Here is a 21691-nt window from a genome sequence, read left to right as displayed (position 1 = left end):
CTTGTTGGATAGCTGATATGTACCATATCGCCACAATGCGAACATCGATACTTTGAAACCGAGGCAAACCAACGGCCCGTCTTCTCATGCCTTGTCCCGCATGAGGGGCACGGATGCTGCATGATCTCTTCATACAGGTTTGGCGATAACCTCATGATACCCACCCTGGTTCAAGCGAATGCCAATCCTATCACCACGATGCAAGCAGAATTTAAATAAAAACCATATATAGAAATATTTTCTTATTAAAATTGGATTGACAGTAGATGATGGGCCGAAATGCTTTTTGCACTTAATACTTCGCCACAGGTGCGAACTGAGTTTCCCGCGACGGCGCCAATCATGGTTGGCGCCATCGTCGCCACCGCCGGCATCCGCCCGGCTATCGAGCAGACGCGCCCTACATCAGCGACTGGTATCGGATGAGCGAATCCGGACTCGGTGGGCCGGCGCCGAGTTGATGGCTCTCGACAGATCGCCGCCCGACTGTAGCCTCGATCCCTCTCACTCATCGACGGACCCATGCCTTCAGCTCCGCCCGGCCCAGTCGCGGCGGGAGTTTTCGTTGAGCCCGGCCCTAGGTTTCGCAACATTTAGTAGTCAGCAAGTCGACGCCCGAGCAGAAAGCGAGGTGCGAGAGCGAGCAATTCTGATCGGAAAGCATAGGCGAGTCCTGCGAGCATGATGAAGAGCACCAATGCCGGCAACGTCATCATGATCGGATCACCAGCGTGCAGGTGGCAACCGGCAGCTCCTACCATCAGCACGGCCAGCAGCATCGCTCCGAGGCCAATGAAGCGGCGCGACCAGAGCATCACGGCGCCGATAAGCTGGAGCGCGCCGATCACGTACATGAACCCGAGCGGGTAGCCGAACCTCTCGAATCCTGCGACTTCGAACGGCAGCGCGGCAAGCTTCATACCAGCTGCGACGAGGAACACCGCGGTGAGCAGGCCGCGGGCGATCGCACTGCCGATCTTCTTCTGATCCCAATTCTTCATCAACATCGTCCCCTATGCCTAGCAGCCGTGCATAGACTGTTGTGGTGATGAGCCATGGCCTGGTTCTGTTGCGAGATGATTGCGTCCTGGGTTGCTTCAGTCGAACGGCGTCAATGCCATCCTCCTGGTCCCGCTCGCCAGCTTCCTGAAGACCTTCTTCGACTACCGCATCGAGGCGCTAAAGCCGGCATTCGCCCGGGATGTGGCACAGGGTGCCGGTACAGCGCTGTTCAACAGCATGGCGGCTGCTGACCTTAACCTCAGCGATCAAGGATCTGACTTTGGCGATCCGGGCGGACGCGGCCTCGGAGGAGGCGCAGCACGCCAGCCAATTCGCGAAGGTGCTCCGGCGCCTTACCGACGTGCTGAACTACCAAGACGACACCCATGGACACCTGCCGCGAGGAGGACGACGATGAGCCCCTGCTTCATAGTCGTCACCTTGGCCGGCCTGTTCGCGAGCGGGAAGCCAGCCAAGGACGCTCCCGCCTTACCTGTTCATCGGGCCGAGCACGCGCATCAGCGCGGTGGTCACTGCGCCGGGTGAGCGCCCGCATGCGCGTTCCGAGATCACCATCGGGCCGATGACGACCTATGCTCGTGAGACTCCGGAGGAGGTGGCGCGGGCGCCGTGTGTCGAGCGTGAGGCAAAAGAATAGTGGTTGGGTAGCGATGCAGCGACTGCACCCGACCCCAATCGGACCTTCGGACGGTCTGGTTGCCGGCGTTCTAATTGGCCCGGAACGACCTAGCTTGGCCACAGCGCTTCCATCCGCTTCGATGCTCGTGTGTAGACAAGCCGATGTTCCGCACTGTTCGGTTGAAGGTCTCATAGCTCCTTCCTGACCTTCCGCCTTGACGGCCCAAGGGCCAATCTTAATGAGGAAGCGAATCTTTAGCCTGCGGCCCGAGGAGGATTCATGACATCGACAGTCGATGCCTACTTTCTCTGGCCGTGCGCATCGGATGAAACGCCCTTGCTTCATTTCCGCAGCGCTAATCTCTCGGATTCAATCTGATCCAAGTGACAGGTCAACGTCTTTTGCTCAGACACGAGACATTCGCGCATACAGGCATACTATTTTAGCTCCAATCAAAAAGAGGCAGTCGTGACCTGCTTTTCAAGCTAAGCGGTAGCTATTGCAGATGATATTGCATCTTCGCGATGGAGTGATACGGTGAAAATCACCTTGATTCGGTTTAGCGCCGCCGGGTAGCCACGTCAGCATCGTGCTGAGAGCTCGTCATGAAGCTCGTCATGAAGCTCGTCATGAAGCTCGTCCTGGTCGCCCTTGGCATCTTTGCTTGCCTCATCACTTACTTTCCAAAAGAGGCTAACGCCGCCGTTTGCGCGCGTGGCGTTTACCGGGCCGGTTGTGTTGGTCCGCGCGGTGCGGTTGGAGTCCACCGCGGATTGTATGGACCACGCGCAGTGGGGGTTTACCAGCGCGGATACTATGGGCCTCGAGCATTCGGCGTCCGGCGTTGGCGAGATACGGCCCCGTCACTTGAGTCGACAGCGGTGCGGTTCGTGTCACAACACGTGTCCGCCTCAGCCAAGATCCTGGTGCCTCTTAAGCTTCGGAGTTGCTTACGCGAAGGCAGGTGCTGGTGAACCCATCTGCCGAATAGGCAGCGGATCAGATCTTTCCTGAAGCGCCTGAAATCAACGGGCCACTCACAGGAGGCGACCATGGATGTCAGCAGACGGATCTTTGCCGTAGGCGCCGCTACAATCCCGTTCATCGGGTCGGGCCTACCCTTCGGCCGGGCGAAGGCTACAGAGCAGGACGCGCCGATCATCGGCAGCCAAGCGGCGGCGGATCCGCTGGAACTCGCAACGGACGCCTACATCTACGGCTACCCGCTCGTCACCATGGAAATGACCCGGCGCGTTCTCACGAACGTAGCCGCGCCCGAGGGTAAGGGCGCTCCGATGGGCCAGTTCGCCAACATGCGGGAGTACCCAAACGCGAAATTCCGCGCCGTCACCGCCCCCAACGCGGACACACTCTATTCCAGCGCCTTCCTCGACGTTGGCCGGGAGCCTCACATACTCACCATTCCGGAGGAGGACGGGCGCTACTACCTCATGCCGATGCTGAGCGCCTGGACCAATATCTTCGCCGTGCCGGGCAAGCGCACCACCGGAACGGGCCCGCAGACCTACTTCATCGCCGGCCCTGACTGGAGCGGCAGCGTGCCGTCTGGCGCCAAGCTGATCCAGGCACCGACCAACCTGATCTGGATCCTCGGCCGGACCTACTGTACCGGCACATCCGAGGATTACCGAGCCGTGCACGCGTTGCAGGACCAGTACAGGCTCATTCCGGCCAGTGCTGCTGGGAAGGCGTACACGCCTCCGGCAGGCCGGGTCGACCCAAACATCGACATGAAAACGGCTGTGCGCGAGCAGGTCAACTGCATGGACGCAACGACCTACTTCAACCTGCTGGCCGGCTTGATGAAGGACAACCCACCGGCGCTCGCGGATGGAGTTCCGGTCGCCAAGATGGCCTCAATCGGGATCGCGCCCGGTCGGCCGTTCGATCCAGCAAGTCAGCCACCCGCCATCAGTGACGCGATCGAGCGGGCGCCAAAGGAGGCCATTCCCCGCATCATGGGGCACCTGAAGGATACGGGCAGACACGTGAATGGGTGGACCTTCACGACTGACGGCGGCGACTACGGTAAGGACTACCTGCAGCGCGCCCTGATCACGGCCGTCGGGCTCGGCTGCAACTTGCCTCAGGATGCCGTCTACCCAACCACTACGGTCGATGCTGCCGGCCGCAAGCTGAATGGCAACTCGAAGTACGTTATGCGCTTCCCAGAGGGCGAACTGCCGCCCGTCAACGGCTTCTGGTCGCTGACGATGTACGATGCGGACTACTTCTTCGTCGACAACCCGGTCAACCGGTACTCGGTAAGCCCGCGCGACGACCTGAAGGCCAACCCTGACGGCTCGGTCGATCTCTTCATCCAAGCTGAGAGCCCAGGAACACAGCACGAGTCGAACTGGCTCCCAGCCCCGTTGGGGCCCTTCATTCTGATGATGCGGACCTACTGGCCGAAGGACGATCTGTTGAACGGCGCCTGGGCACCGCCGCCGGTCACGCGCAGCACGAGCGCTTCGCTCTGAGTCGCTCAGCAGGATCCGGCCGGGACAGCAGTAGGGGCTCAGTTCTTTGCCACGATCACCTTCGGCTCGGGCCCCGCCTTAGCCGGCGCCACCCAGAGCGGTGCCGCGATGGTCAACCACGTCGCGGTGCCCTCGAAGCGGTTGCGCGTATCGAACTCGCGCAGCACCCGCACGCTGGTCGCGACGGGGATTTTGCCAAGCTTGAATGTATAGCCGGCCGAGCCGCCGAGCGCCGTCACCCGTCCCTTGAAGGGACCAACCCGGTCGCCAGGTGCACTATCGCCGGTGAGCTGATCGTAGAAATAGCCGACGAAGCCGACCGTCAGCTCCTTGGTCAGGTACTTCGATACAGACCACTCCAGGTGAAACTCCGTGCCGGTTCGGTACCGGGTGGCTGGGTTGATCCAGTTGAAGGTTATGCCTGGGATCACCGACAGCTCGTAGCCGAGGACCGGATCGAGGTAGGTCAGGGCTCCGGAGAGATCGAGCGCCGGACGGTTGAGCGAGATATTGGACAGCTGGCCGGTCTCGTAGGAGCGGGACGGGATCACGCCGGTGAGGGTCACGTTCCAGTGCAAGTTGCCAGAGTGCCAGCCGACGAAGGACGAGGCGTAAATGTCACCGATGTTGAAGACGGCATCACTCTCGCGGCCGGCAACGACGCGGTCGAGACCTGGCGAGAACAGGACGGCGCCAGCATTCACGGCTGGCGTACCGTAGGGGATTAGAAGCTGGAAGCCGAGCGAGCCGCCGAATAGTTCTGCCGGCGTGATCCAAATCGGATTGGCGACGCCAAGGTATGTCTCGAGCTTGACCTGAGACGCGACGACACCGCCGCTCTGGAAGGCACGCCCTCCTTTAAGGCTGCCCTGGTAGAAATAGGCATCGTTCTCGAAGTAGAAACCCGGCGGCGGGGCCACCCCTGCGAGGGGGCCGCGAAAACCGAGCAGGTAGACGCCCTGGGCCGACTCCGCTGCCCGAGCAGCCGATCCGGCATGGAGCCCGGCGACGCAGAAGAACGTCGTCGAGAGCATCTGGCGGATACGCGTCATATTCCAGCTCTAGGATAGACTAGAATGGCTGCATGCTTTCGCGCAGTTCGATACTGTTCAAGTGACAAATAAGCGCAATAATTTATCGATGTTGTATCGTCGCGATTCGGCAACATACGCTTGCTGGTGCGACTTCTGGCTGAGTCGATTGATCCCAACCTGGCTTTGTAAAATCTGTTCCTGCCTAAAAATCTGCTTTACATCACTGCGGCGGATGAGAGCCTCCCGTTGCTAGGATCTAGGATCACGGTTGGTGAGCGCCATCGCGCTACATTTCATGTCACTCAGATCACGAAAGAAGATTATCGGTGCAAACGATATTATATATTGATGCCAGCACAGGACTGCTTCCTGCATTTTTCTGTCGAAGATGTCCACTAGCAACTTACCTTCCGTGGCTGCGCCGCGGATGTGTAAGTCTTGGAATTAAGAAAGACTTCGTTCTGGCGGTAAGGGGCGTGCTTGGAGGGGGCGCGGGAAGATCAGGGCTCCTGGAGTACCAGCCCCGGAGTGACATAGCGTGTCAGCGGCGCTTCTCTCCGCCGAGGTCGAATTCGTCGACATGGTAGGCCATCGCGGGTGCCAGCCGCGCGATATGCGGCTGCCATTGTGCCCTCAGCGCGAGGTAAGTCTCCGCCGCTGCCTCGTTGGGCATCGTCTCCACGCCAACTGCCGAAAGGCGTCTGAGAGCCTCTGCGAAGCGATTGCGCCAAGCCTCGCTCTCAACGTTGTTCACGTCGGCTGGAGCGGGCAGATCTCCGTGTAAGAACGTCGTTTCAAGCGTGACGACGAGCAGCATGGCAACGCGCCAGATTGCATCGACAGCGGCGGTTTCCTTCAGCCATGCCGCCTGCCGGTCTGCGATTCCACAGCGGATCAGTGACACCGTGTCTAGTGCGATGAACGTCTGAGCAGAGATCGAGTAGAAAGGCTGCCGGAAGCGGAAGTAGAACAGCACAGGATAGAAGTGGTGCGTCTCCTTCATTTCGGCCATGGACGCTGCGGCGTCGGCCAAGTGGCTGTAACCTGAGCTGAACTGCCCCTGTGGCCCGAGCCGCGCCAGAAGTTCGGCGGCATCCGCCGTTTCGCCCGCCAACAGATACAGCTTCAGTCCGAGCGCGTTGCGCTGCCGAAGTGCGCTGTAGACCTGCATGACGTAGGTAAGAACCAACGACGTCGCCGACATCCCAACGAGCGAGTTCACGAGATAGAGGATGCGGTAGGCGTCCGTGACCGGCTTGAAGTCGCTGGCTCCTACGATCGCCATGCTGCTACCGCCGGCATAGAGGGCGGTCATGAAGTCGGCCGGTGTCTCTCCGGTGCTCGCTCGAACGGCCGTCCCGAGCGCGGGGTGGATGATCAGGCCTGCTCCGAGGGTCAGTCCCAGTGCCCAGAGCAGGACGTAGACGATGAGGATGCCCGGGCCGCAGAAGGAGAGCACGGCGTCCCGCCTCTGCCTGAACCTATCGGCGGCACGCCGGAAGATTGCCCAGGTGAGATGGGCAACCCTGTCCGCAATCAGGCCCGTCCCGATGCGCGCGTAGAGGACCGTCAGGAAAATGTCGGCGAGGACGAGGCCCATGACGAGCGCGCCCAGCGCCTGTTCGAGGACAGGCAGCATCAGGCTCGCCATCCTTCCAGCCTCAGGCGTTGGTCAGTGTCCAGGGACGCATCGCCTCCGGGCCGATGATGTCAGGTGGCGGCTTGAAGTCGCGTGCCGCACCTCGCATCGCCTTCGAGGGACGGCGGAAGCCGCTGCGACGGCGGTAATCCTGCCGGATCTTCTGGGACGGGTTGAGAGGTGCCCCCGAAAGGTTTTGTGCGCAGATCACATCTATGGCTGTTACGCCGACCAAAGCCACAAGGGCGATCAGCACGTTGTCCTTGCGCGGATTATGGCCCTCAAGTCCTGGCAGGACGGTGGCGATATCGAGCGCGTCTCCCGCGACGCGCGCCGAGATCCACGGTGTCGGATCGCGCGAGCCCAAAATCCCGGCACCCTGTATGAGTTCGCGCACCCCATAGGCCTGGATGACCGGGGCGGCGCGCGGCATTCCGAGCCAGCGGGCAATGGCACTGCCAAACGCTACTTCAGTCAAACCGAGGCCGATCGAGAACCAGCCGAGGCCGTGGGCGAGCTCCCTCGTCGCGGGATCCGGTCTTCGGCGTGGGTCCGAGGTCAGGTGACTGGGCAGGGAATAGGGCACAGGCGCGTGCGCGCGGTCGGGTTGAGACATGGCATCGGACATGCTGACTTCCTCGGTGCCGCAATGAGGGAAGAGGGGCAGGCCCGCCGCACCGCGACGAGCTACGGAGCCAATCACGGCCGAAGCACAACCTTGATGCAGTTATCCTTCTTGTCGCGGAAGGTCTTGTACATCTCGGGCCCTTGATCGAGCCTGACCCGATGGGTGATGACGAAGGAGGGGTCGATCTGCCCGTCATCGATGCGTTTTACGAGGTCATCCGTCCACCGGTTCACGTGGGTCTGTCCAGTGCGGATGGTCAGCCCCTTGTTCATTAGGGCTCCCATCGGCATCTTGTCGACAAGCCCGCCGTAGACACCTGGGATCGAAATGATGCCAGCGGGACGACAGACATAGATCATCTCGCGCAGCACTGCGGCGCGGTCGCTCTCCAGCATCACAGCCTGCTTCAGTCGGTCGTAGGCGTGTTCGAGCGCGCGCGGCGAATGCGCCTCCATGCCGACGGCATCGATGCACTTCTCCGGACCTTTGCCATCGGTCAACTCATTGAGGCGCTCGACCACGCTCTCTTGTGCGTTGTCGACAGTTATGGCCCCTCCCGCGCGTGCCATCTCAAGGCGCTCGGGCACGCTGTCGATGCAGACCACCTGCTTGGCTCCGAGAAGGAGCGCGGAGCGCAACGTCATCTGGCCGACGGGACCGGCACCCCAGATCGCAACCGTATCGGTCGGCTGAATGTCGGCTTGCACAGCCGCCTGCCAGCCGGTCGGGAAGATGTCACCGAGGAACAGCACCTGCTCGTCGCTCAGGTGCTCCGGCACCTTGATGTGGGTCTTGTCGGCAAACGGCACGCGGACGTACTCGGCTTGTCCACCTTGGTAGCCGCCGGTGAGGTGGGTGTAGCCGAACAGGCCCGCAGTGGTGTGTCCGAAGACCTTGTCGGCGATATGTTTGTTGCGGTTCGAGCGTTTGCAGACGGAGAAGTAGCCGCGCTTGCACTGGTCGCACTCGCCACAGATGATCGTGAACGGCACAACGATGCGCTCACCTTTCCTGAGAGCGCCGTTGACCCCTTTCCCCGTCTCAACGACTTCACCCATGAATTCGTGGCCCATCACGTCGCCCTTCTCCATTCCGGGCATGACGTGGTCATAGAGGTGCAGGTCCGAACCGCAGATCGCGCAGATGGTCACCTTGATGATCGCGTCGCGCTCATCCTCGATCTTGGGGTCGGGGACCGTATCGCAACGAATGTCCTCAGTGCCGTGCCAAACTAGGGCCCTCATAGGAATTCTCCGCAGTAAATAGGAATTATTGGGAGAAACTTGTAAATCTGACACTGATCCTAAATTATATTCATCTCTATAACATAAGCCTGAACAAGAATGACCTTTTGTTGCATGTGTCACCTTGGCAGCAATCAAGTCCCAAACCAGGGCCGAGCATTTTCGGTAAGCTCCTCAAAACTTTCGGCGTTATATGTAACGAAATAATGTAACGCAAATTAACGCTTAAGTACGGTGCTGCGACCCCAGGGCTGCGCCTGTGCTTCACAGCCAACGTCTGCTTCCGATAGCGATGTGGTGCCTTGCGGCTACTTGGTCGTGTGCCCGCTCTCCACCCGCTGCGGACATCGGCTCGACCACCGACTGGACGCGAATCTTACGTCGGCGACCGGTAGCGGACGGGCGAACTCGGACTTGGCGTGCCGGCGCCGATCTGACGCCGCTCCCCATCACCACTGACATCGAGCCCCGCCCGGCGAGCCGGAGCGGGGTTTTTCGTGCGCGGGTCTATTGTTTTACACACGCAATCCACATTCCCCTCATGTACCGGTCGCCTCGTGTGTATCAAATACATACCGGAACGGAACGGAGACATGGACTCGAAAGAATTCATCCGTAGATTGAAAGACTGGGTTTGGCACTCGACAACCGGAAGCCGTCGCCACTTCAAGCATCCGGATAAACTGGGGAAGATCATGGTTCCCCACCCAAAAAAGGACATGCATCCCAAAACCGTCGCGTCCATCAAGAATGCGGCGGGACTTTAAGCCCCACCTACCCGTGTCTTTCGTTCCGCTTCATCTGATCAGTATTCTGTGGTGGTTCTCATGGGCTCCTACTTCACAATCCTTCACCTCCCCGAGAGCGACAGCTCTTGGGGCGTTACCTTTCCCGACCTGCCCAGCTGCGTGTCGGCAGGTGACAGCTTCGAGGATGCGGCGCTCGCGGCTCGCGAAGCCCTTCCCGGTCACCTTGCCGCCCTGCGCGCCGATGGCGATCCGGTCCCCCTCCCCGCACCTGGGCGAAATCTCGGCCGATCTCGAGGCCATACCGAAAGGCTCGCTTGCACAACTCATCACCCCCAGACGCGTCCCGGACGAGCGACTGCGCATCAACATCACGATCGACAAGGGACTGCTGCGCGTCGCCGATGAGGCCGCGGAGGCGGCCGGCCTTACTCGGTCCGGCTTCATTGAGCGGGCGTTGGAGGCGGCGACGGGAGAGTCTAACGGCTAGGCTGATACAGGTGCAGCCTAGCCATCCCAAATCTTCAGCAGCTACGCCGATGCTGCTTCAGCCACTGCCCTCCGTCGACTCGCCTCGGCATGAAGACCAGTTGGATCCCGGCTGAAGTTCGATTACGACAAAAGAGTCATCTTCGTCGATATAGCCACTCAGTGCTTCGCGCAGTTCGCCCGCCCCTAGGGTGTGAACCGAACCAAGGCATTGTGTAGCCTATGGTTTTGTGACTCAGGGCCGCCGTTTGCAGCGTCGAGGCGGCGATGGCGGACCTGTTCTGGCTCTCGGATGAGCAGCGGGCGGTGATTGCCCCGTTCATGCCCAAGGATCGGCCCTGACCGGAGCGGAAGGACGACCGGCAGATCATCTCCGGCATCCTGCACGTGCTCACCTCGGGCTGCCGCCGGCGTGACTGCCCCTCCGCGTATGGGCCTCGCACGACCGTCTACAACCGCTTCAACAGATGGTCCCGGCGTGGTTTCTGGAAGGCGATGTTGGCGGCCCTGGCAAGGCCGGCTGGTCGGGCGAGGCGGCTGCCCTCGACAGCACATACGTGCGAGCGCATCGCTCGGCGCACGGCGGGAAAGGGGGGCGACGGCACAGGCCATTAGTCCGTCGCGCGGTGGCCAGACGACCGAGGTCCACGCGCTCACTGATGTCCTCGTCCGGCCCGGCGTCCTCCTGCTGACCCCCGGCAACGCCAGCGATGTCACTGCCGCTCCGGCCGTCATGGCCGAGGCGCCCGGCCGGATTCGCCCCCTAAGCGCCGACAAGGGCTACGACGCCGATTGGCTGCGCGCTGACCTACGCAAAAGCGGCATCACGCCGGTCATCCCAGGCAAGCGCGGCCGGAAAAGAAGGATCCGCCACAACAAGCGGCGCTACCGTGAACGCTGGCGCATCGAGGCGACCTTCAACCGCCTCAAGGACTTCCGCCGCATCGCCACCCGATACGACAAACTCGCCCGCAACTACGCCTCAGCCGCCGCTCTGACTGCCATCGTCGCCTTCTGGTGCTGATCGAGTCCAAGCCCTAGCGGGCTGCCAGCCCTGCCTCGACGAGTTTACGGACCTCCGCCCAGGATGGGGCGGACGGCGTGACCAGGTCGAAGTGCCCGGCATCCGGCACGTCGACAAGTCGAGGCGCGACACCGGACCTGCCTCGCAGGGCAAGGGCGTAGTCGTACGCGACCCACGGTGGAACGAGCCGGTCGAGCACGCCGCTGACCATGACGATCGATTCGGCCGACGGCGTGAGGGCTGCCGGTGATACCTCCAAGAGCCGGTCGTTCGGAGCCAGCCGCTCGACGATGCCGGGCCCGCACAGCACGGGAACGAACCGGCCGAACGTCGAGAGATCGCCCACGCCGCCCAGGCTGATCACGGCGCGAGGTTTGAACCGCAGCCTTCCTTGCAGCGGACTCTCCGGCGGGAGTGAGCCGCGGGAGGCCGCCCATAAGGCGAGATGCCCGCCGGCGGAGTGGCCGATGAGCACGACGCGCGTGAGGTCAAAACGGTAGGCCGGCGCATCCTCTGCCAGCTTGTCCAGGGCGGCTCCTACATCCTGATAGGTGCCGGGATAGCCACCGCCAGCCTCGTTCGCACGGCGGTATCCGATGCTCCACATGGCGATGCCGCGCCGCGTCAGCTCCGGTCCGAGGTGGCGCAGCTGCTCGCGCCCGGCGGTTGTGGCACTCCAGCAGCCGCCGTGGATGAAAACCGCGACCGGGTGCGGGCCGGGGCCGTCTGGCAGGAAGACGTCGACGCCCTGGGAGGACGATGCGCCATAAGCGACCTGCAGGGTGGGCTCAGGTCGTGGTATGTCGCGGAAGGCCGACAGGGCCACCGGGTCGGCCGAGGCCGGCTCTATCATCAACGCCGTCGCCAGCACGAGGGCCGCGCATCGCTTCATGCCAACCTCCCGCCGGCCGTCCTTGGCCGGCACCGACAGGTCGCGTTCGTCCCCAGTATAGCAGATCGGCGCTCGATCCGCCTCACCCGGCTCGTGCGGTCGCTGGCTCTTCCCGAGCCGTAACGCCGACATGGCATGCAACCCGACTCTCTCCGAGTCGAGCGACACCCATCTTGAGGCAGGAGCGGGCCCGGACGGCGTTACCCGGCTCCAGGAAGTTGTGGTCACCTGAGTGGCCAATCCGCACTGATGGCGACTGTCGGGTGACGAGCGGCCATTCCGCTGGCTCGAAGCGGAGGCGCGCTCGTGGCGCCGAGCCGACATCTACGAGGCCTTCTCGAAACTCGCTGCCAGCCTCAGCACCCTCAATCAGACCAGACGGTTCTGTTAGGCGTTCTAAGACTGCGTCAGAACGAGATGACCAAGCTCCTTTCTGAGGGCGGCGCCCCGACACCGGCCGAGGTCCCACCCTCCACAAGGAGCCTCACGCGCCCGGCGTCCTGAAGAACAAAACTAGACCTTCGGGTCAGCTTCGATCGCTACTTCGAGGCCCAGGCCGGCGGTCGCTACGTCCGTAAAGCCTCGAAAGGGCCCGGCTCCGCCCGACTATAATGCGACGCCGCTTCAGGCCGCTGCGCCCACGACGTCCCGGAACGAAGTGAACCGGTCCTGGGCGTCGAGCGGTACGTCGATCATGCAGCACAGCCCCGCCGGGGCGAATGCCAGCCGGACCATGCCACCGAGTTCGTGCGTGATGGCGCCGGAGATCAGGCGCGTACCGTAGCCGCGCTGGCGCGGCTCCTCGACCGGTGGACCGCCGCTCTCCTGCCATTCCATCGCGAGCCTGCGGTCCCCGTCCTCGCCGGCGACGCGCCAGGTGATATTCACACGCCCACCCTCGGCGGAGAGCGCACCGTACTTGGCCGCGTTCGTGGTAAGTTCGTGCACAGTCATGCCGAGCGCCAGGACGTAGCGCGGCGCCAGGTCGAGGTCGGGCCCGTCGAGCTGGAAGCGGTCGGCCTGCCCCTCGCGGAACGGGGCGAGCTCATTCTCCAGAACCGCCCCGAGCGAGGCCCCAGCCCAGTCGTCGCGCGAGAGCAGGTCGTGCGTCTTCGAGAGGGCAAGGATGCGTCCCTCAAGCTGTTCGCCCGTGGCGTCGCGACGCGACTGACGAGCCAGGGATTGCACGGTGGTAAGCGTGTTGCGGACGCGGTGGTTGAGCTCGTGCAGCATCATCGTCTGCCGCTCCTGCAGCAGGCGACTGCGGGCGAGCTCGGCGCGCAACTCGCCCTCGTGCTTCTGCAGGGACGCCGCCATGGCGTCGAACGCCTCACCGAGTTGGCCGAACTCGCTCGGCCCGGAGATCCCAGTTCGCGCCCCGAGTTCTCCGGTCCGCCAAGCCGTTGCGGCTCGCAGCAGGCGTCGCACCGGCCGGCGGATGAAGGCGCGTCCAGCCAGCAGGGCCGCCGCAACAGCCAGGGCGGCACCTAGGCCGATCAGCACGAGCCCGCGCCAAGTCGCCGCGTCGATGTCCGCGAAGGCCGCAGCCGGCGATAGGCCGACTGCAACCGTGATGCCATCGAGGTCATCCGGGGTGGCACCTGCGACCCCGGTGATGCGCATACGGCCGCGCAGGCCTGGCATGTCGACAACCTGGCCGCGGTTCGCCGTCAGCGCCGACCAGAGGGCGGGCGGCAGGGGCTTACCGACCCATTCCGCGTGGTCGGGTACCCGGATGAGGATCACGCCAGCCTTGTCGGCGACCGTCAGCGTCGCCTCGTGCGGCAAGCCCGATCGGGCCTGCTGTCCGGCGAGATAGTCGAGATCGATGCTCGCCACCACCACGCCGTCCAGACGCCCATCCGGCCCCGCCAGCGCCTGCGCGAGCTGGATGGTCGGCTTGTTGGTAATGCGACCTCTGACGTGTTCGCCGACCACGAATCCACCGGTGCTCATCGCGTCTTGGAAGTAGCGACGGCTCGCCAGCGAGTAGGCGCCGCGCGCCGAGCCGAGGGTGTTGCAGACGACACTGCCGTCCGCATCGACCACGGCGAAGAAGAAGGCGCCGGGCACCTTGTCGAGCAGCGTCTTGAGGTAGGGCGTGCAGACCTGCGGGTTCTTGCCTCGGATCTCGGGCACCTCCACGAGGATGCCGAGGGATTGGCGAACGCCACGTCCGAACTGTCCGAGGTCGGCTGCGATGCTCCGGGCCGTACGTATCGCCTCGCCGCGCACGGCCTCGGCGCGCGCGGTGCGCAGCGCGTACTCGTTGTAGCCCTGGATGGCCAGCGCCGGCATGAGCGCCAGGGCCACCAGCCCCACGATCCGTTTGGTGAGCGACATCGAGGGACCGGCCCTACTCCACGGTTCCCTCGGCACTAAGACAGAAGGATTTTAACGAGAACATAGGCGGCGCTGCTGAACGGGCCAGGACATGCGGCGTCAGAGTCGCGGCAAGGGCGAAGCACAAGGACATCCAGCCGGAAGTGATCGTCACCCCTCGATAATCGAGCGAATCTTGTTCGCCAGTCCGTCGACCGCGAAGGGCTTGGTGATCATCTGCATGCCCGGTTCGAGGTGGCCGGCCCCGAAGGCGGCGTTCTCCGCGTACCCGGTCATGAACAGCACCTTGAGGCCTGGTCTCGTGGCCCGGGCTTGGTCGGCAAGCTGGCGCCCGTTGAGGCCAGGAAGACCGACGTCCGTGACCAGGAGGTCAATCCGCGCGTCCGATTGCAGGATGCGCAGGCCGGCCAGTCCGTCCGGCGCCTCCCACGTCCCGTATCCGAGCTCCCCCAGCACTTCGACGACCAAGGCGCGCACGGTGTCGTCGTCTTCAACAACCAGGACCCTCTCGCCGTGCTCGGCGCGTGGCGTCTCGCCCCTGACCGTACCGGTCTCCTCGACCGTGCCGTGATATCGGGGAAGGTAAAGCTTCACCGAGGTGCCCTTGCCGGTCTCGGAGTAGATCTTGACGTTGCCCTCGGATTGCTTGGCGAACCCGTAGATCATGGACAGTCCGAGCCCGGTGCCCTGTCCGATGGGCTTCGTCGTGAAGAACGGGTCGAAGGCCTTGGCGATGACGTCGGGCGGCATGCCGGTCCCCGTGTCGGTGACGCATACGCAGACGTACTGGCCGGCGCGCACCCCGATCTCGCGCGCGATGTAGGCGTCATCCAGGTACGAATTCGCCGTTTCGACAGTGAGCCTGCCCCCGTCCGGCATCGCGTCGCGCGCGTTGATGGCCAGGTTCAGGATGGCGTTCTCCAGCTGATTCGGATCGCAGAGCGTCAGCCATAGCCCGCCCGCCACGACCACCTCCAAGCGAACGCGCTCGCCCAGCGTGCGGCGCAGGAGGTCGTCCATCGAGCCCACCAGCCGGTTCACGTCGACTGGCTTCGCCTCCAACGGCTGACGGCGCGAGAAGGCGAGCAGGCGGTGCGTGAGGGCTGCCGCGCGCTGGGCCGAGGCCATGGCGAGCCCGGCATAGCGCGTGAGATTCTCGGTCCGCCCTTCGTTGATGCGAGTCTGCATCAGGTCGAGGGAGCCGACGATGCCTGTGAGCAGGTTGTTGAAGTCATGGGCGATGCCGCCGGTGAGCTGCCCGACGGCCTCCATCTTCTGTGACTGGCGCAGCTGCTCCTCGGCCTGCTCCCGCTCGGCGATGGCCTCGCGCACGCGGGCCTCAAGCGTGTCATTCAACTCGCGCAGGGCGACCTCGGACGCCTTGGTGGCCGTGACGTCGTAGACCACGCCGACATGCCGCTGCTCGGCCGAGGTGTCCTCGTGCATCACCTCCCCGCGGCGGGCGAGCCAGCGCATCTCTACGGTGTCCGCCATCCGGACGAGCATCTCCGCGTAGGGCAGCTCGCCGGCCTCGCACACGTTTGGGTCGAGCAACGGGCCACCCTCAGAGATGAGAGCGTTGACCGAGCTAACCGAAAGGGTTTCGGCAGGCACGACGCCGAGGAGATTGCAGAATTGGGGAGAGACCTGGACGGTGCCGAAACCAGGAACGTACTCGAACGTCCCGATGCGTCCGGCAGTCTGGGCTATGCGCAGCCGCTCCTCGACCCGCTTCTGTTCGGTAATGTCGACCAAGGCACCGGTGAAGCGCACCGGGTTGCCATCTGCTCCGTACGCACAGCGTCCGCGGGCATGAACCCAATAGATCGCGCCATCCGGCGCCTGAAGGCGGTACTCTCTGTCGAACACCTCGGCGCCGTTGAGGATGCCGCTGACCGCCAAGCGCACCCGCGGCCGATCCTGAGGGTGAACGCGGTTGAAGAAGGCGCTGGTGGCGACACCGCCCGCGGCCCGCTCGATGCCGTTGAGGAGAGCGAAGCGGTCGTCGACGTGGAGGCTCTTGCCTGGAATGTCCCAATCCCAGGTGCCTGCGATGCCAGTGGAGTTAAGGGTGATCTTCAGCTGCCGCTGCGCGTCCGCTAGACGCCGCTCAATGTAGGCTAGGCGTTCTCGCGTGACCTCTCCCTGACGCGAGGGCGTCACGTCGACCTGCGAGCCGAAGAAATTCACGAGCTCGCCGGCCTCGTCGAAGACAGGGCTGAGATAGAGCTCATTCCAGAACGTGCCGCCGTCCTTGCGGTAGTTCAGGATCTGGACCTTCACATCTCTCCGTCCGGCAACCGCGTCTCGAACGGTGGCCACGGCGGCTAGATCCGTGTCGGGACCCTGGAGGAAGCGGCAGTTGCGCCCGAGCACCTCGTCGGCGCTGTATCCCGTCAGCGCGAGGAAGGCAGGGTTCGCGAACACAATGGGATTGTCGGGGAGCCGCGGGTCGGTGACGATCATCGGCTGCCGGGTGCGCTCCAGGGCAGCGACGAAGGGTCCGGCACGACGCCGCATCTCCGCGCTCGACTGAGCTAGGGCGGTTGGCCTTCCGCCGGACACTGGGTCCATTCCGGCATCGCCCATCGGGTTCGTCACGACTCCGTTTCGCCGATCGCGCGCTCGATGAAAGCGTCGATGAGCACCTTCAGGCTCTCCAAGGACGGCAGGTCCATCAACATGGCGATGTAGCCGCGGATATCACGCTCGCGCACAGAGAAGTTGATGTAGAGGAACAAGACCAGGGCGTCCGCTCCACCATCGCCAACGGCCTGGAAGATCCGGGGACCGTCTCCCCTGATGACCTCAGGCAAGGACATGCTGAGCGTGCGCTGAAGCAAGTTCGCCATCGTGGCGAGGCAGCCGTTCAGGATGACATTGCCCGTTTCCGTGAGCGCCTCGTCCTCAAGCTCGGCAACCTCCTCGGCGGACAGCTCCTCTCCCGCAACCGCCCGGACCAGCTCGCGCCCGTTCTCTTGCGGAAAGATCAGGAGGGCGCGCCCGGAGAAGGCGCCGGTGAAGTCCTGCTGGACGACCACGAGCTGGGACGCCTCGCGCTCGCCGATCATGCGAGCGGCTTGGGACTGGGACACGATCTCTACCGCCGGCACCGAAAGGAGGACCTGGACGCCGATCATCTTGCGCAGGCTTGCTGCGGCTTTGCTGACACCGATGTTGACGAGCTCGGTGAAAGCGTCGCGCCGAAGTTCTGTGAGGTCGACGGCGTCCCCCGTCACGACGCCGCCCTGCGCAGCCGGAGCGCGGCACCTGACAGGAACCCAGCAAGTCCCTCCTCGGTCAGCGGCTTCGGCAGGAAGGTGGCGTCAACGCTGCGGGCGCGCGCGATGATCTCGTCCTGGATGTTTGCCGAGACAACGGCGATAGGCATGCTGGGCCTAGCGGCTCGAAGGTCGGCAGCCAGTTCGAGGCCGTCCTTGCCGGGCATGTTGAAGTCGATGAGTGCCACATCGACCTGACGCTCGCCGATCAAGGCCATCGCAGCGTCGGCATTAGCCGCCTCGGCGACCTCCCATCCCGGCTTGAGCTGGCGCAGGAGCTTGGCGGCGACGAGGCGCGCGAGCTTGCTATCGTCGACGATGAGGGCGGTAGTCGTCATGAAGGGCGATGTTGGTTTGATTGCTGCGCGCGATAGGCCGGATGCGAGACGATGACGGCCTTTATGCGACGGTGCCGCTGCAGGGCATAGCCTTCAGCGCAGCAGATTGCATTATCTTCGCCCGAGCGGGATTAGCCAAGCGTCAACGAACGGGTCGCCGCACGGACCCAAGACCGTAGGCTGCAGCCGCAGCAGTACCTGGTACACTGCGGTGTGCATGCGCGTGCAAGAAGTCCAGTCCACCGGCGTGTTCGGATTTTCGAGGATGAGCGAAGCGAGGGTCTCGGCGTCCTCTACCGGACAGACCCCTTCCAGGCGTATGGGCGCTCCTGGCTCCGCATCGCTTCGGTGAAAGACGGCCATCATCGTCCCTCCCCGGGCTGCTCGTCGACGGTCGGCGCGCTCGCAAGCATAGTCGCAGGATCGAGCACGAGCAGCACGCGGCCGTCACCGAGCGGCGTCGTTCCTGCCACCCCCGGCATGAACCCCACGAGGCCGGAAGGCGGCCGGACAACCGCGTCGATGCGTTCTTCGAAGCGGTCGACCTCCAGCGCGACGGTTTCCCCAGCCGCCTGGACGATCAGGAGCAATGCGTCCTGGGCCGCGGTGAAGCTGTCCCCGTGGCCGAGGAGGTCAGCGAGCCTGACGACCGGAACCGTTCGGCGACGCAGCACCGCCGCGTTTCCGCCGACGACGGCATGGATGCTTGTCCGGGGCTTGCGTACGACTTCGACGATGGCATCCATCGCGACGCCGTAAGATTCCCCACCCGCCCCGACCACCATGACGCGAATGAGCGAGACGGTCCGAGGCAGGTTCAGGCGCACCACGGTGCCGAGACCGATCCGGCTCTCGACCGAGACGCGGCCGCCCAGGCGCTCGGCCGCGGCACGAACCGCGTCCATGCCGACGCCCCTGCCGGAAAGGGCGCCGACCGCCTCCGCCGTCGAGAAGCCCGGCGCAAAGATCAGGTCGGTGACGGCGTCGTCGTCCATGGCCGCGGCAGCCTCGGTCGAGCGGAGGCCGCGTTCGACCGCCCGTCGGCGGATGAAGGCCGGGTCGATGCCGCGCCCGTCGTCGGAGACCGTCACGACGATGCTGTCTCCGTCCTGGCCGGCCTCGATGCGGATGTGCCCCGCTTGAGGCTTGCCGCATTGCCGCCGCGTCTCCTCGTCTTCCAGCCCGTGGTCGAGGGCATTTCGCACGACGTGCAGGAGAGGCTCGAACAGGTTCTCAACTATGCTTCTGTCGGCCTCCGTATCCTCGCCATCGAAGTCGAGAACGACGTCCTTGCCGAGGGTGCGCGCAGCCTCGCGAACGGGGCGCACGAAGCGACGAAACACCTTCGAGAGACGCGTGAGCCGGAGAGACACGACATTCCGGTGCAAAGTGGCCGACAGACGGCCGAGGTTTGCGTCGGCGTCGCGGATCGCGCGGGCCAGAGTGGCCGCGCTTTCGCCAGCCTCGGCCCTGGTGGCAAGATGTCCGAGGGCGTTGCGCGCGACGACAAGCTCGCCGGCGAGGGCGAGCAGGGCGTCGACCCGGGTGGCATCAACCCGCAGCGTGCGGGTCACGTCCGCTCCGAACGGCTCCGATGGAACTGGCGGCTCTCCCGCCTCCGGCAGGGAAGGCTTGGTCGGGCCGCCGAAAAGGATGGATTCGATTGCTTCTCGGAGAGCATCGGAACCATGTTCAAGCGCCCGCTTACAGCTCTCGGCGTCGCCGTCGTGTCCGGCTGAGAGCAGGGCATTCGCTGCCGCCCTCGCGCAGGCTTCCAGGCGGCCTGCATCCGCGTCGGAACCGCCCGCGGCGGCCAGGACCCCAACCTGTTCCGCGAGAATAGCGGCGACGACGGCATCCAAGGAGGGCGTGACAGCCGCCCTTGCCGAGGCGGTCGGCCTGTCGCGCGGCACCTCTACGGCTGTGACTTGGTCGCCAACGAGCCGGAAGACTGCCTCCACCTCTTCGCGTGGAGCACCCGTCAGCAGGGTGATGTCGAGGTTGCAGGCGTAGGCGTCGAACTCCGCGCCCGGTGGCCAGGGAGCGGCCGGTATGACGAAAACGGCCAGCAGTCCTGGCACCTTCCGAACCAGGCCGAGCGGGTCGTCCCCGGCGAAGAAGCAATCCTCCCGCGGACGATAGCGCACTGCGGTCAATGCCATCCCGCCGCATTCGGCCGAGGCATCGATGAGGTTGGCCGCCCATCCGGGGAGTGCCGCTACGTTCGCAAGCTGGGCCTTCGGTCCGCTCGTCAGGAGGGAACGGTATCGTGCTGCGAGGGCGTTGGCCTCGGCGGCGGTGGCGTCGGGCAGCCGCTTCGTCGTCTCGATGGCCTCGGCCCAGCGTGCGGTCGCATCAAGGGTCTCAAGGGAGACGTCGATCAAGTTTGCGTCGACCGAGAGGGTTCCGGCTCGTGCTGCGGAGAGGCCATCCTCCGCGGCGTGCAGGAGCGCGAACCAAGACGGGTAATCGAACAGCCCAACAGAGCCCTTGAGCGTGTGGAAGGCGCGGAACACGCGGTTCACCGCCTCTGCGTCGCCCGGGGCCGCCTCCAGGGCGAGCAGATCCTCCGTGGCGGATTGGACGAGTTCGCGCGTCTCGATGAGGAACTGTTCGAGAAGCTCGTTCACGGACGCCGTCCCGCCAGCGCCCGGGCATGCACGACCAGCACGTCCTCGGGAAGAGGCTTTACTAGGTAAAAGTTCGCGCCCGCGGCCCGCGCGGTTTCCCGGTCGCCGTCACCGGCTTCGGTGCTGGTCATCAGGGCAGGTATCGAGCGGACCGCAGGCTCGCGGCCCCGCAGGGTGCGCAGGAAGCTGAAGCCGTCCATCTTCGGCATGTTCACGTCCACGACGAGAAGGTCGTAGGTCGTCGTCAGTACCCGCTCCAGCCCCTCGATGCCGTTGAGCGCCTCGTCCACGATGAAACCCGCCCGTTCCAGGGCGCCGCGATAGTACATCCGCACCAGGCTCGCGTCGTCGATGACGAGGACCCGCAGCGCGTCGATGGGCTCGGATGCGGTCTCAGACATGCTCGCCCTCGCGCGGCCGCCGGTAGACGATGGCGTCGTCGTAGCGGCAGACCCTGAACAACGAGGAAATCCGGCTCATGCTCTCCGTGTGGCCCAGACAGACGACGCCGCCCGGTACGAGGACATCGTAGATGTTGTCTGCTGCGAGCCGCCGGGACGCGTCATCGAAGTAGATCAGTACGTTGCGGCAGAACACGATGTCGAAGCGGCCATGCGCCGCCATGCCCGCCGCATCGGTCAGGTTGCAGGGTGTGAAGCGAACCGAGCTGCGCAAGTCCGCGAGAATGCGCCACGCCGGACCGAGGCGCGTCTCCTCGCGGACAAAGTAGCGCCCAACGAGGTCCGTGCTGAGGCGCATCAGCGCTCGTTCCCCGTACAGGCCCTCCTCGGCGGCGGCGAGGGCCCTGGTATCGATGTCAGAGCCGACGATCTCGATGTCGTAGCGGTCGACCTCCGGCCAGTTCTCCAAGAGCCACATCGCCACCGAGTAAGGCTCCTCGCCGGTCGAGCACGGCACCGACCAGATCCGCAGGGTCGACCCTGGCGGTTTGGGGCCGACGAGCTCCGGCAACAGCGAGGCCGTCAGGCAGCGGAGCTGGTGGTCCTCGCGATAGAAGTAGGTCTCGTTGATGGTGAAGGCGTTGATGAGCTTCTCGACCTCGCCGTCCGTGTCGGAGCGCAGGCGGGCGAGATAGACCGCGAACGAGCGGGATGCCGTGGCCTTCATGCGCTCGGACAGGCGCCGGTCGACGAAGTAGCGCTTGGCCGGCGTGAACAGCATGCCGGTACGGCGGTACAGGAATTCGCAGAAGCGCGCGAAGTCGGCGTCGGAGACCGGCGACGGGGGTTCGGACACGCG

19 protein-coding genes and 1 pseudogene are annotated in these 21691 nt (G+C 64.1%); 6 read left to right on the top strand and 14 right to left on the bottom strand.

What is annotated here, in order from left to right:
• Positions 1 to 593: 593 nt before the first annotated feature.
• On the bottom strand, positions 594 to 1007 hold the full coding sequence (locus FHU13_RS07545) for a DoxX family protein (protein ID WP_183435249.1): 414 nt from the start codon (positions 1005 to 1007) through the stop codon (positions 594 to 596).
• A gap of 206 nt (positions 1008 to 1213) precedes the next feature.
• Here FHU13_RS07545 and FHU13_RS27350 point away from each other — a divergent pair, with 206 nt between their 5' ends.
• Complete coding sequence (locus tag FHU13_RS27350; RefSeq protein ID WP_246714540.1) at positions 1214 to 1420, top strand: hypothetical protein; 207 nt, start codon at positions 1214 to 1216, stop codon at positions 1418 to 1420.
• 1274 nt (positions 1421 to 2694) lie between these two features.
• Entirely contained in the window at positions 2695 to 4143 is a 1449-nt protein-coding gene (locus FHU13_RS07540; RefSeq protein WP_183435248.1) for a DUF1254 domain-containing protein, read from the top strand.
• A 38-nt stretch (positions 4144 to 4181) separates the two neighbouring features.
• Here FHU13_RS07540 and FHU13_RS07535 read toward each other — a convergent pair whose 3' ends face one another.
• The 4 genes from FHU13_RS07535 to FHU13_RS07520 all read right to left on the bottom strand — a co-directional run bounded on the left by FHU13_RS07535 (position 4182) and on the right by FHU13_RS07520 (position 8688).
• Positions 4182 to 5195: a transporter gene (locus FHU13_RS07535; RefSeq protein ID WP_183435247.1), complete on the bottom strand. Its 1014-nt coding sequence runs from the start codon at positions 5193 to 5195 to the stop codon at positions 4182 to 4184.
• A gap of 523 nt (positions 5196 to 5718) precedes the next feature.
• Positions 5719 to 6816: a two pore domain potassium channel family protein gene (locus FHU13_RS07530; RefSeq protein ID WP_183435412.1), complete on the bottom strand. Its 1098-nt coding sequence runs from the start codon at positions 6814 to 6816 to the stop codon at positions 5719 to 5721.
• 22 nt (positions 6817 to 6838) lie between these two features.
• Positions 6839 to 7444 (bottom strand): cyclase dehydrase, encoded by a 606-nt coding sequence (locus FHU13_RS07525; RefSeq protein WP_183435246.1) that lies wholly within the window; start codon positions 7442 to 7444, stop codon positions 6839 to 6841.
• A 71-nt stretch (positions 7445 to 7515) separates the two neighbouring features.
• Entirely contained in the window at positions 7516 to 8688 is a 1173-nt protein-coding gene (locus FHU13_RS07520; RefSeq protein ID WP_183435245.1) for a zinc-dependent alcohol dehydrogenase, read from the bottom strand.
• A 593-nt stretch (positions 8689 to 9281) separates the two neighbouring features.
• Between FHU13_RS07520 and FHU13_RS07515 the strand changes: the two genes are divergently transcribed.
• From FHU13_RS07515 to FHU13_RS07505, 4 genes are all read left to right on the top strand, one after another.
• Positions 9282 to 9455 (top strand): type II toxin-antitoxin system HicA family toxin, encoded by a 174-nt coding sequence (locus FHU13_RS07515; RefSeq protein WP_183435244.1) that lies wholly within the window; start codon positions 9282 to 9284, stop codon positions 9453 to 9455.
• Between the two features lie 60 nt (positions 9456 to 9515).
• Positions 9516 to 9842: a type II toxin-antitoxin system HicB family antitoxin gene (locus tag FHU13_RS07510; RefSeq protein WP_183435243.1), complete on the top strand. Its 327-nt coding sequence runs from the start codon at positions 9516 to 9518 to the stop codon at positions 9840 to 9842.
• Positions 9843 to 10310: 468 nt separating this feature from the next.
• Positions 10311 to 10538: a transposase gene (locus tag FHU13_RS27610; RefSeq protein ID WP_312889568.1), complete on the top strand. Its 228-nt coding sequence runs from the start codon at positions 10311 to 10313 to the stop codon at positions 10536 to 10538.
• A complete protein-coding gene (locus FHU13_RS07505) occupies positions 10444 to 10947 on the top strand; it encodes an IS5 family transposase (RefSeq protein WP_246714553.1) in 504 nt (167 codons plus the stop codon). Before FHU13_RS27610 ends, FHU13_RS07505 begins: the two co-directional genes overlap by 95 nt.
• 13 nt (positions 10948 to 10960) lie before the next feature.
• Here FHU13_RS07505 and FHU13_RS07500 read toward each other — a convergent pair whose 3' ends face one another.
• From FHU13_RS07500 to FHU13_RS07465, 9 genes and pseudogenes are all read right to left on the bottom strand, one after another.
• On the bottom strand, positions 10961 to 11872 hold the full coding sequence (locus FHU13_RS07500; protein ID WP_312889567.1) for an alpha/beta hydrolase: 912 nt from the start codon (positions 11870 to 11872) through the stop codon (positions 10961 to 10963).
• A gap of 591 nt (positions 11873 to 12463) precedes the next feature.
• Positions 12464 to 14182: an HWE histidine kinase domain-containing protein gene (locus FHU13_RS07495; RefSeq protein WP_183435242.1), complete on the bottom strand. Its 1719-nt coding sequence runs from the start codon at positions 14180 to 14182 to the stop codon at positions 12464 to 12466.
• A gap of 150 nt (positions 14183 to 14332) precedes the next feature.
• The gene (locus FHU13_RS07490; RefSeq protein ID WP_409518483.1) at positions 14333 to 16345 is read right to left on the bottom strand and encodes an ATP-binding protein; all 2013 of its coding nucleotides are present in this window, start codon (positions 16343 to 16345) and stop codon (positions 14333 to 14335) included.
• Positions 16343 to 16702: pseudogene (locus FHU13_RS28530) on the bottom strand (PAS domain-containing protein); the annotation flags it as partial. The gene FHU13_RS07490 and the pseudogene FHU13_RS28530, both read right to left, overlap by 3 nt.
• A gap of 77 nt (positions 16703 to 16779) precedes the next feature.
• Positions 16780 to 17421, bottom strand: coding sequence for a chemotaxis protein CheX (locus FHU13_RS07485; protein ID WP_183435240.1), 642 nt, complete (start codon positions 17419 to 17421; stop codon positions 16780 to 16782).
• Positions 17418 to 17801 (bottom strand): response regulator, encoded by a 384-nt coding sequence (locus FHU13_RS07480; RefSeq protein WP_183435239.1) that lies wholly within the window; start codon positions 17799 to 17801, stop codon positions 17418 to 17420. The genes FHU13_RS07485 and FHU13_RS07480 overlap by 4 nt, the downstream gene beginning before the upstream one ends.
• 362 nt (positions 17802 to 18163) lie before the next feature.
• Positions 18164 to 20431, bottom strand: a complete 2268-nt coding sequence (locus tag FHU13_RS07475; protein ID WP_183435238.1) for a chemotaxis protein CheA — start codon at positions 20429 to 20431, stop codon at positions 18164 to 18166.
• Positions 20428 to 20832: a response regulator gene (locus tag FHU13_RS07470; RefSeq protein WP_183435237.1), complete on the bottom strand. Its 405-nt coding sequence runs from the start codon at positions 20830 to 20832 to the stop codon at positions 20428 to 20430. The genes FHU13_RS07475 and FHU13_RS07470 overlap by 4 nt, the downstream gene beginning before the upstream one ends.
• A complete protein-coding gene (locus FHU13_RS07465; RefSeq protein ID WP_312889566.1) occupies positions 20825 to 21688 on the bottom strand; it encodes a protein-glutamate O-methyltransferase CheR in 864 nt (287 codons plus the stop codon). Before FHU13_RS07465 ends, FHU13_RS07470 begins: the two co-directional genes overlap by 8 nt.
• Between the last annotated feature and the right edge of the window lie 3 nt (positions 21689 to 21691).

The sequence above is a fragment of the Methylobacterium sp. R2-1 genome (assembly GCF_014191355.1).
In the GTDB taxonomy this organism is placed as follows: domain Bacteria; phylum Pseudomonadota; class Alphaproteobacteria; order Rhizobiales; family Beijerinckiaceae; genus Methylobacterium.
The sequence above is the reverse complement of the archived record's forward strand: the minus strand, read 5'-3'. Positions and strand labels throughout refer to the sequence as shown.

Excerpts from the sequence above, each read along its gene's own strand:
- FHU13_RS07520 (WP_183435245.1), bottom strand. The coding sequence starts at position 8,688 with ATGAGGGCCCTAGTTTGGCACGGCACTGAGGACATTCGTTGCGATACG.
- FHU13_RS07510 (WP_183435243.1), top strand. The coding sequence starts at position 9,516 with ATGGGCTCCTACTTCACAATCCTTCACCTCCCCGAGAGCGACAGCTCT.
- FHU13_RS07525 (WP_183435246.1), bottom strand. The coding sequence starts at position 7,444 with ATGTCCGATGCCATGTCTCAACCCGACCGCGCGCACGCGCCTGTGCCC.
- FHU13_RS07495 (WP_183435242.1), bottom strand. The coding sequence starts at position 14,182 with ATGTCGCTCACCAAACGGATCGTGGGGCTGGTGGCCCTGGCGCTCATG.
- FHU13_RS07540 (WP_183435248.1), top strand. The coding sequence starts at position 2,695 with ATGGATGTCAGCAGACGGATCTTTGCCGTAGGCGCCGCTACAATCCCG.
- FHU13_RS07535 (WP_183435247.1), bottom strand. The coding sequence starts at position 5,195 with ATGACGCGTATCCGCCAGATGCTCTCGACGACGTTCTTCTGCGTCGCC.
- FHU13_RS07530 (WP_183435412.1), bottom strand. The coding sequence starts at position 6,816 with ATGCTGCCTGTCCTCGAACAGGCGCTGGGCGCGCTCGTCATGGGCCTC.
- FHU13_RS07480 (WP_183435239.1), bottom strand. The coding sequence starts at position 17,801 with ATGACGACTACCGCCCTCATCGTCGACGATAGCAAGCTCGCGCGCCTC.
- FHU13_RS07515 (WP_183435244.1), top strand. The coding sequence starts at position 9,282 with ATGGACTCGAAAGAATTCATCCGTAGATTGAAAGACTGGGTTTGGCAC.
- FHU13_RS07470 (WP_183435237.1), bottom strand. The coding sequence starts at position 20,832 with ATGTCTGAGACCGCATCCGAGCCCATCGACGCGCTGCGGGTCCTCGTC.
- FHU13_RS07545 (WP_183435249.1), bottom strand. The coding sequence starts at position 1,007 with ATGTTGATGAAGAATTGGGATCAGAAGAAGATCGGCAGTGCGATCGCC.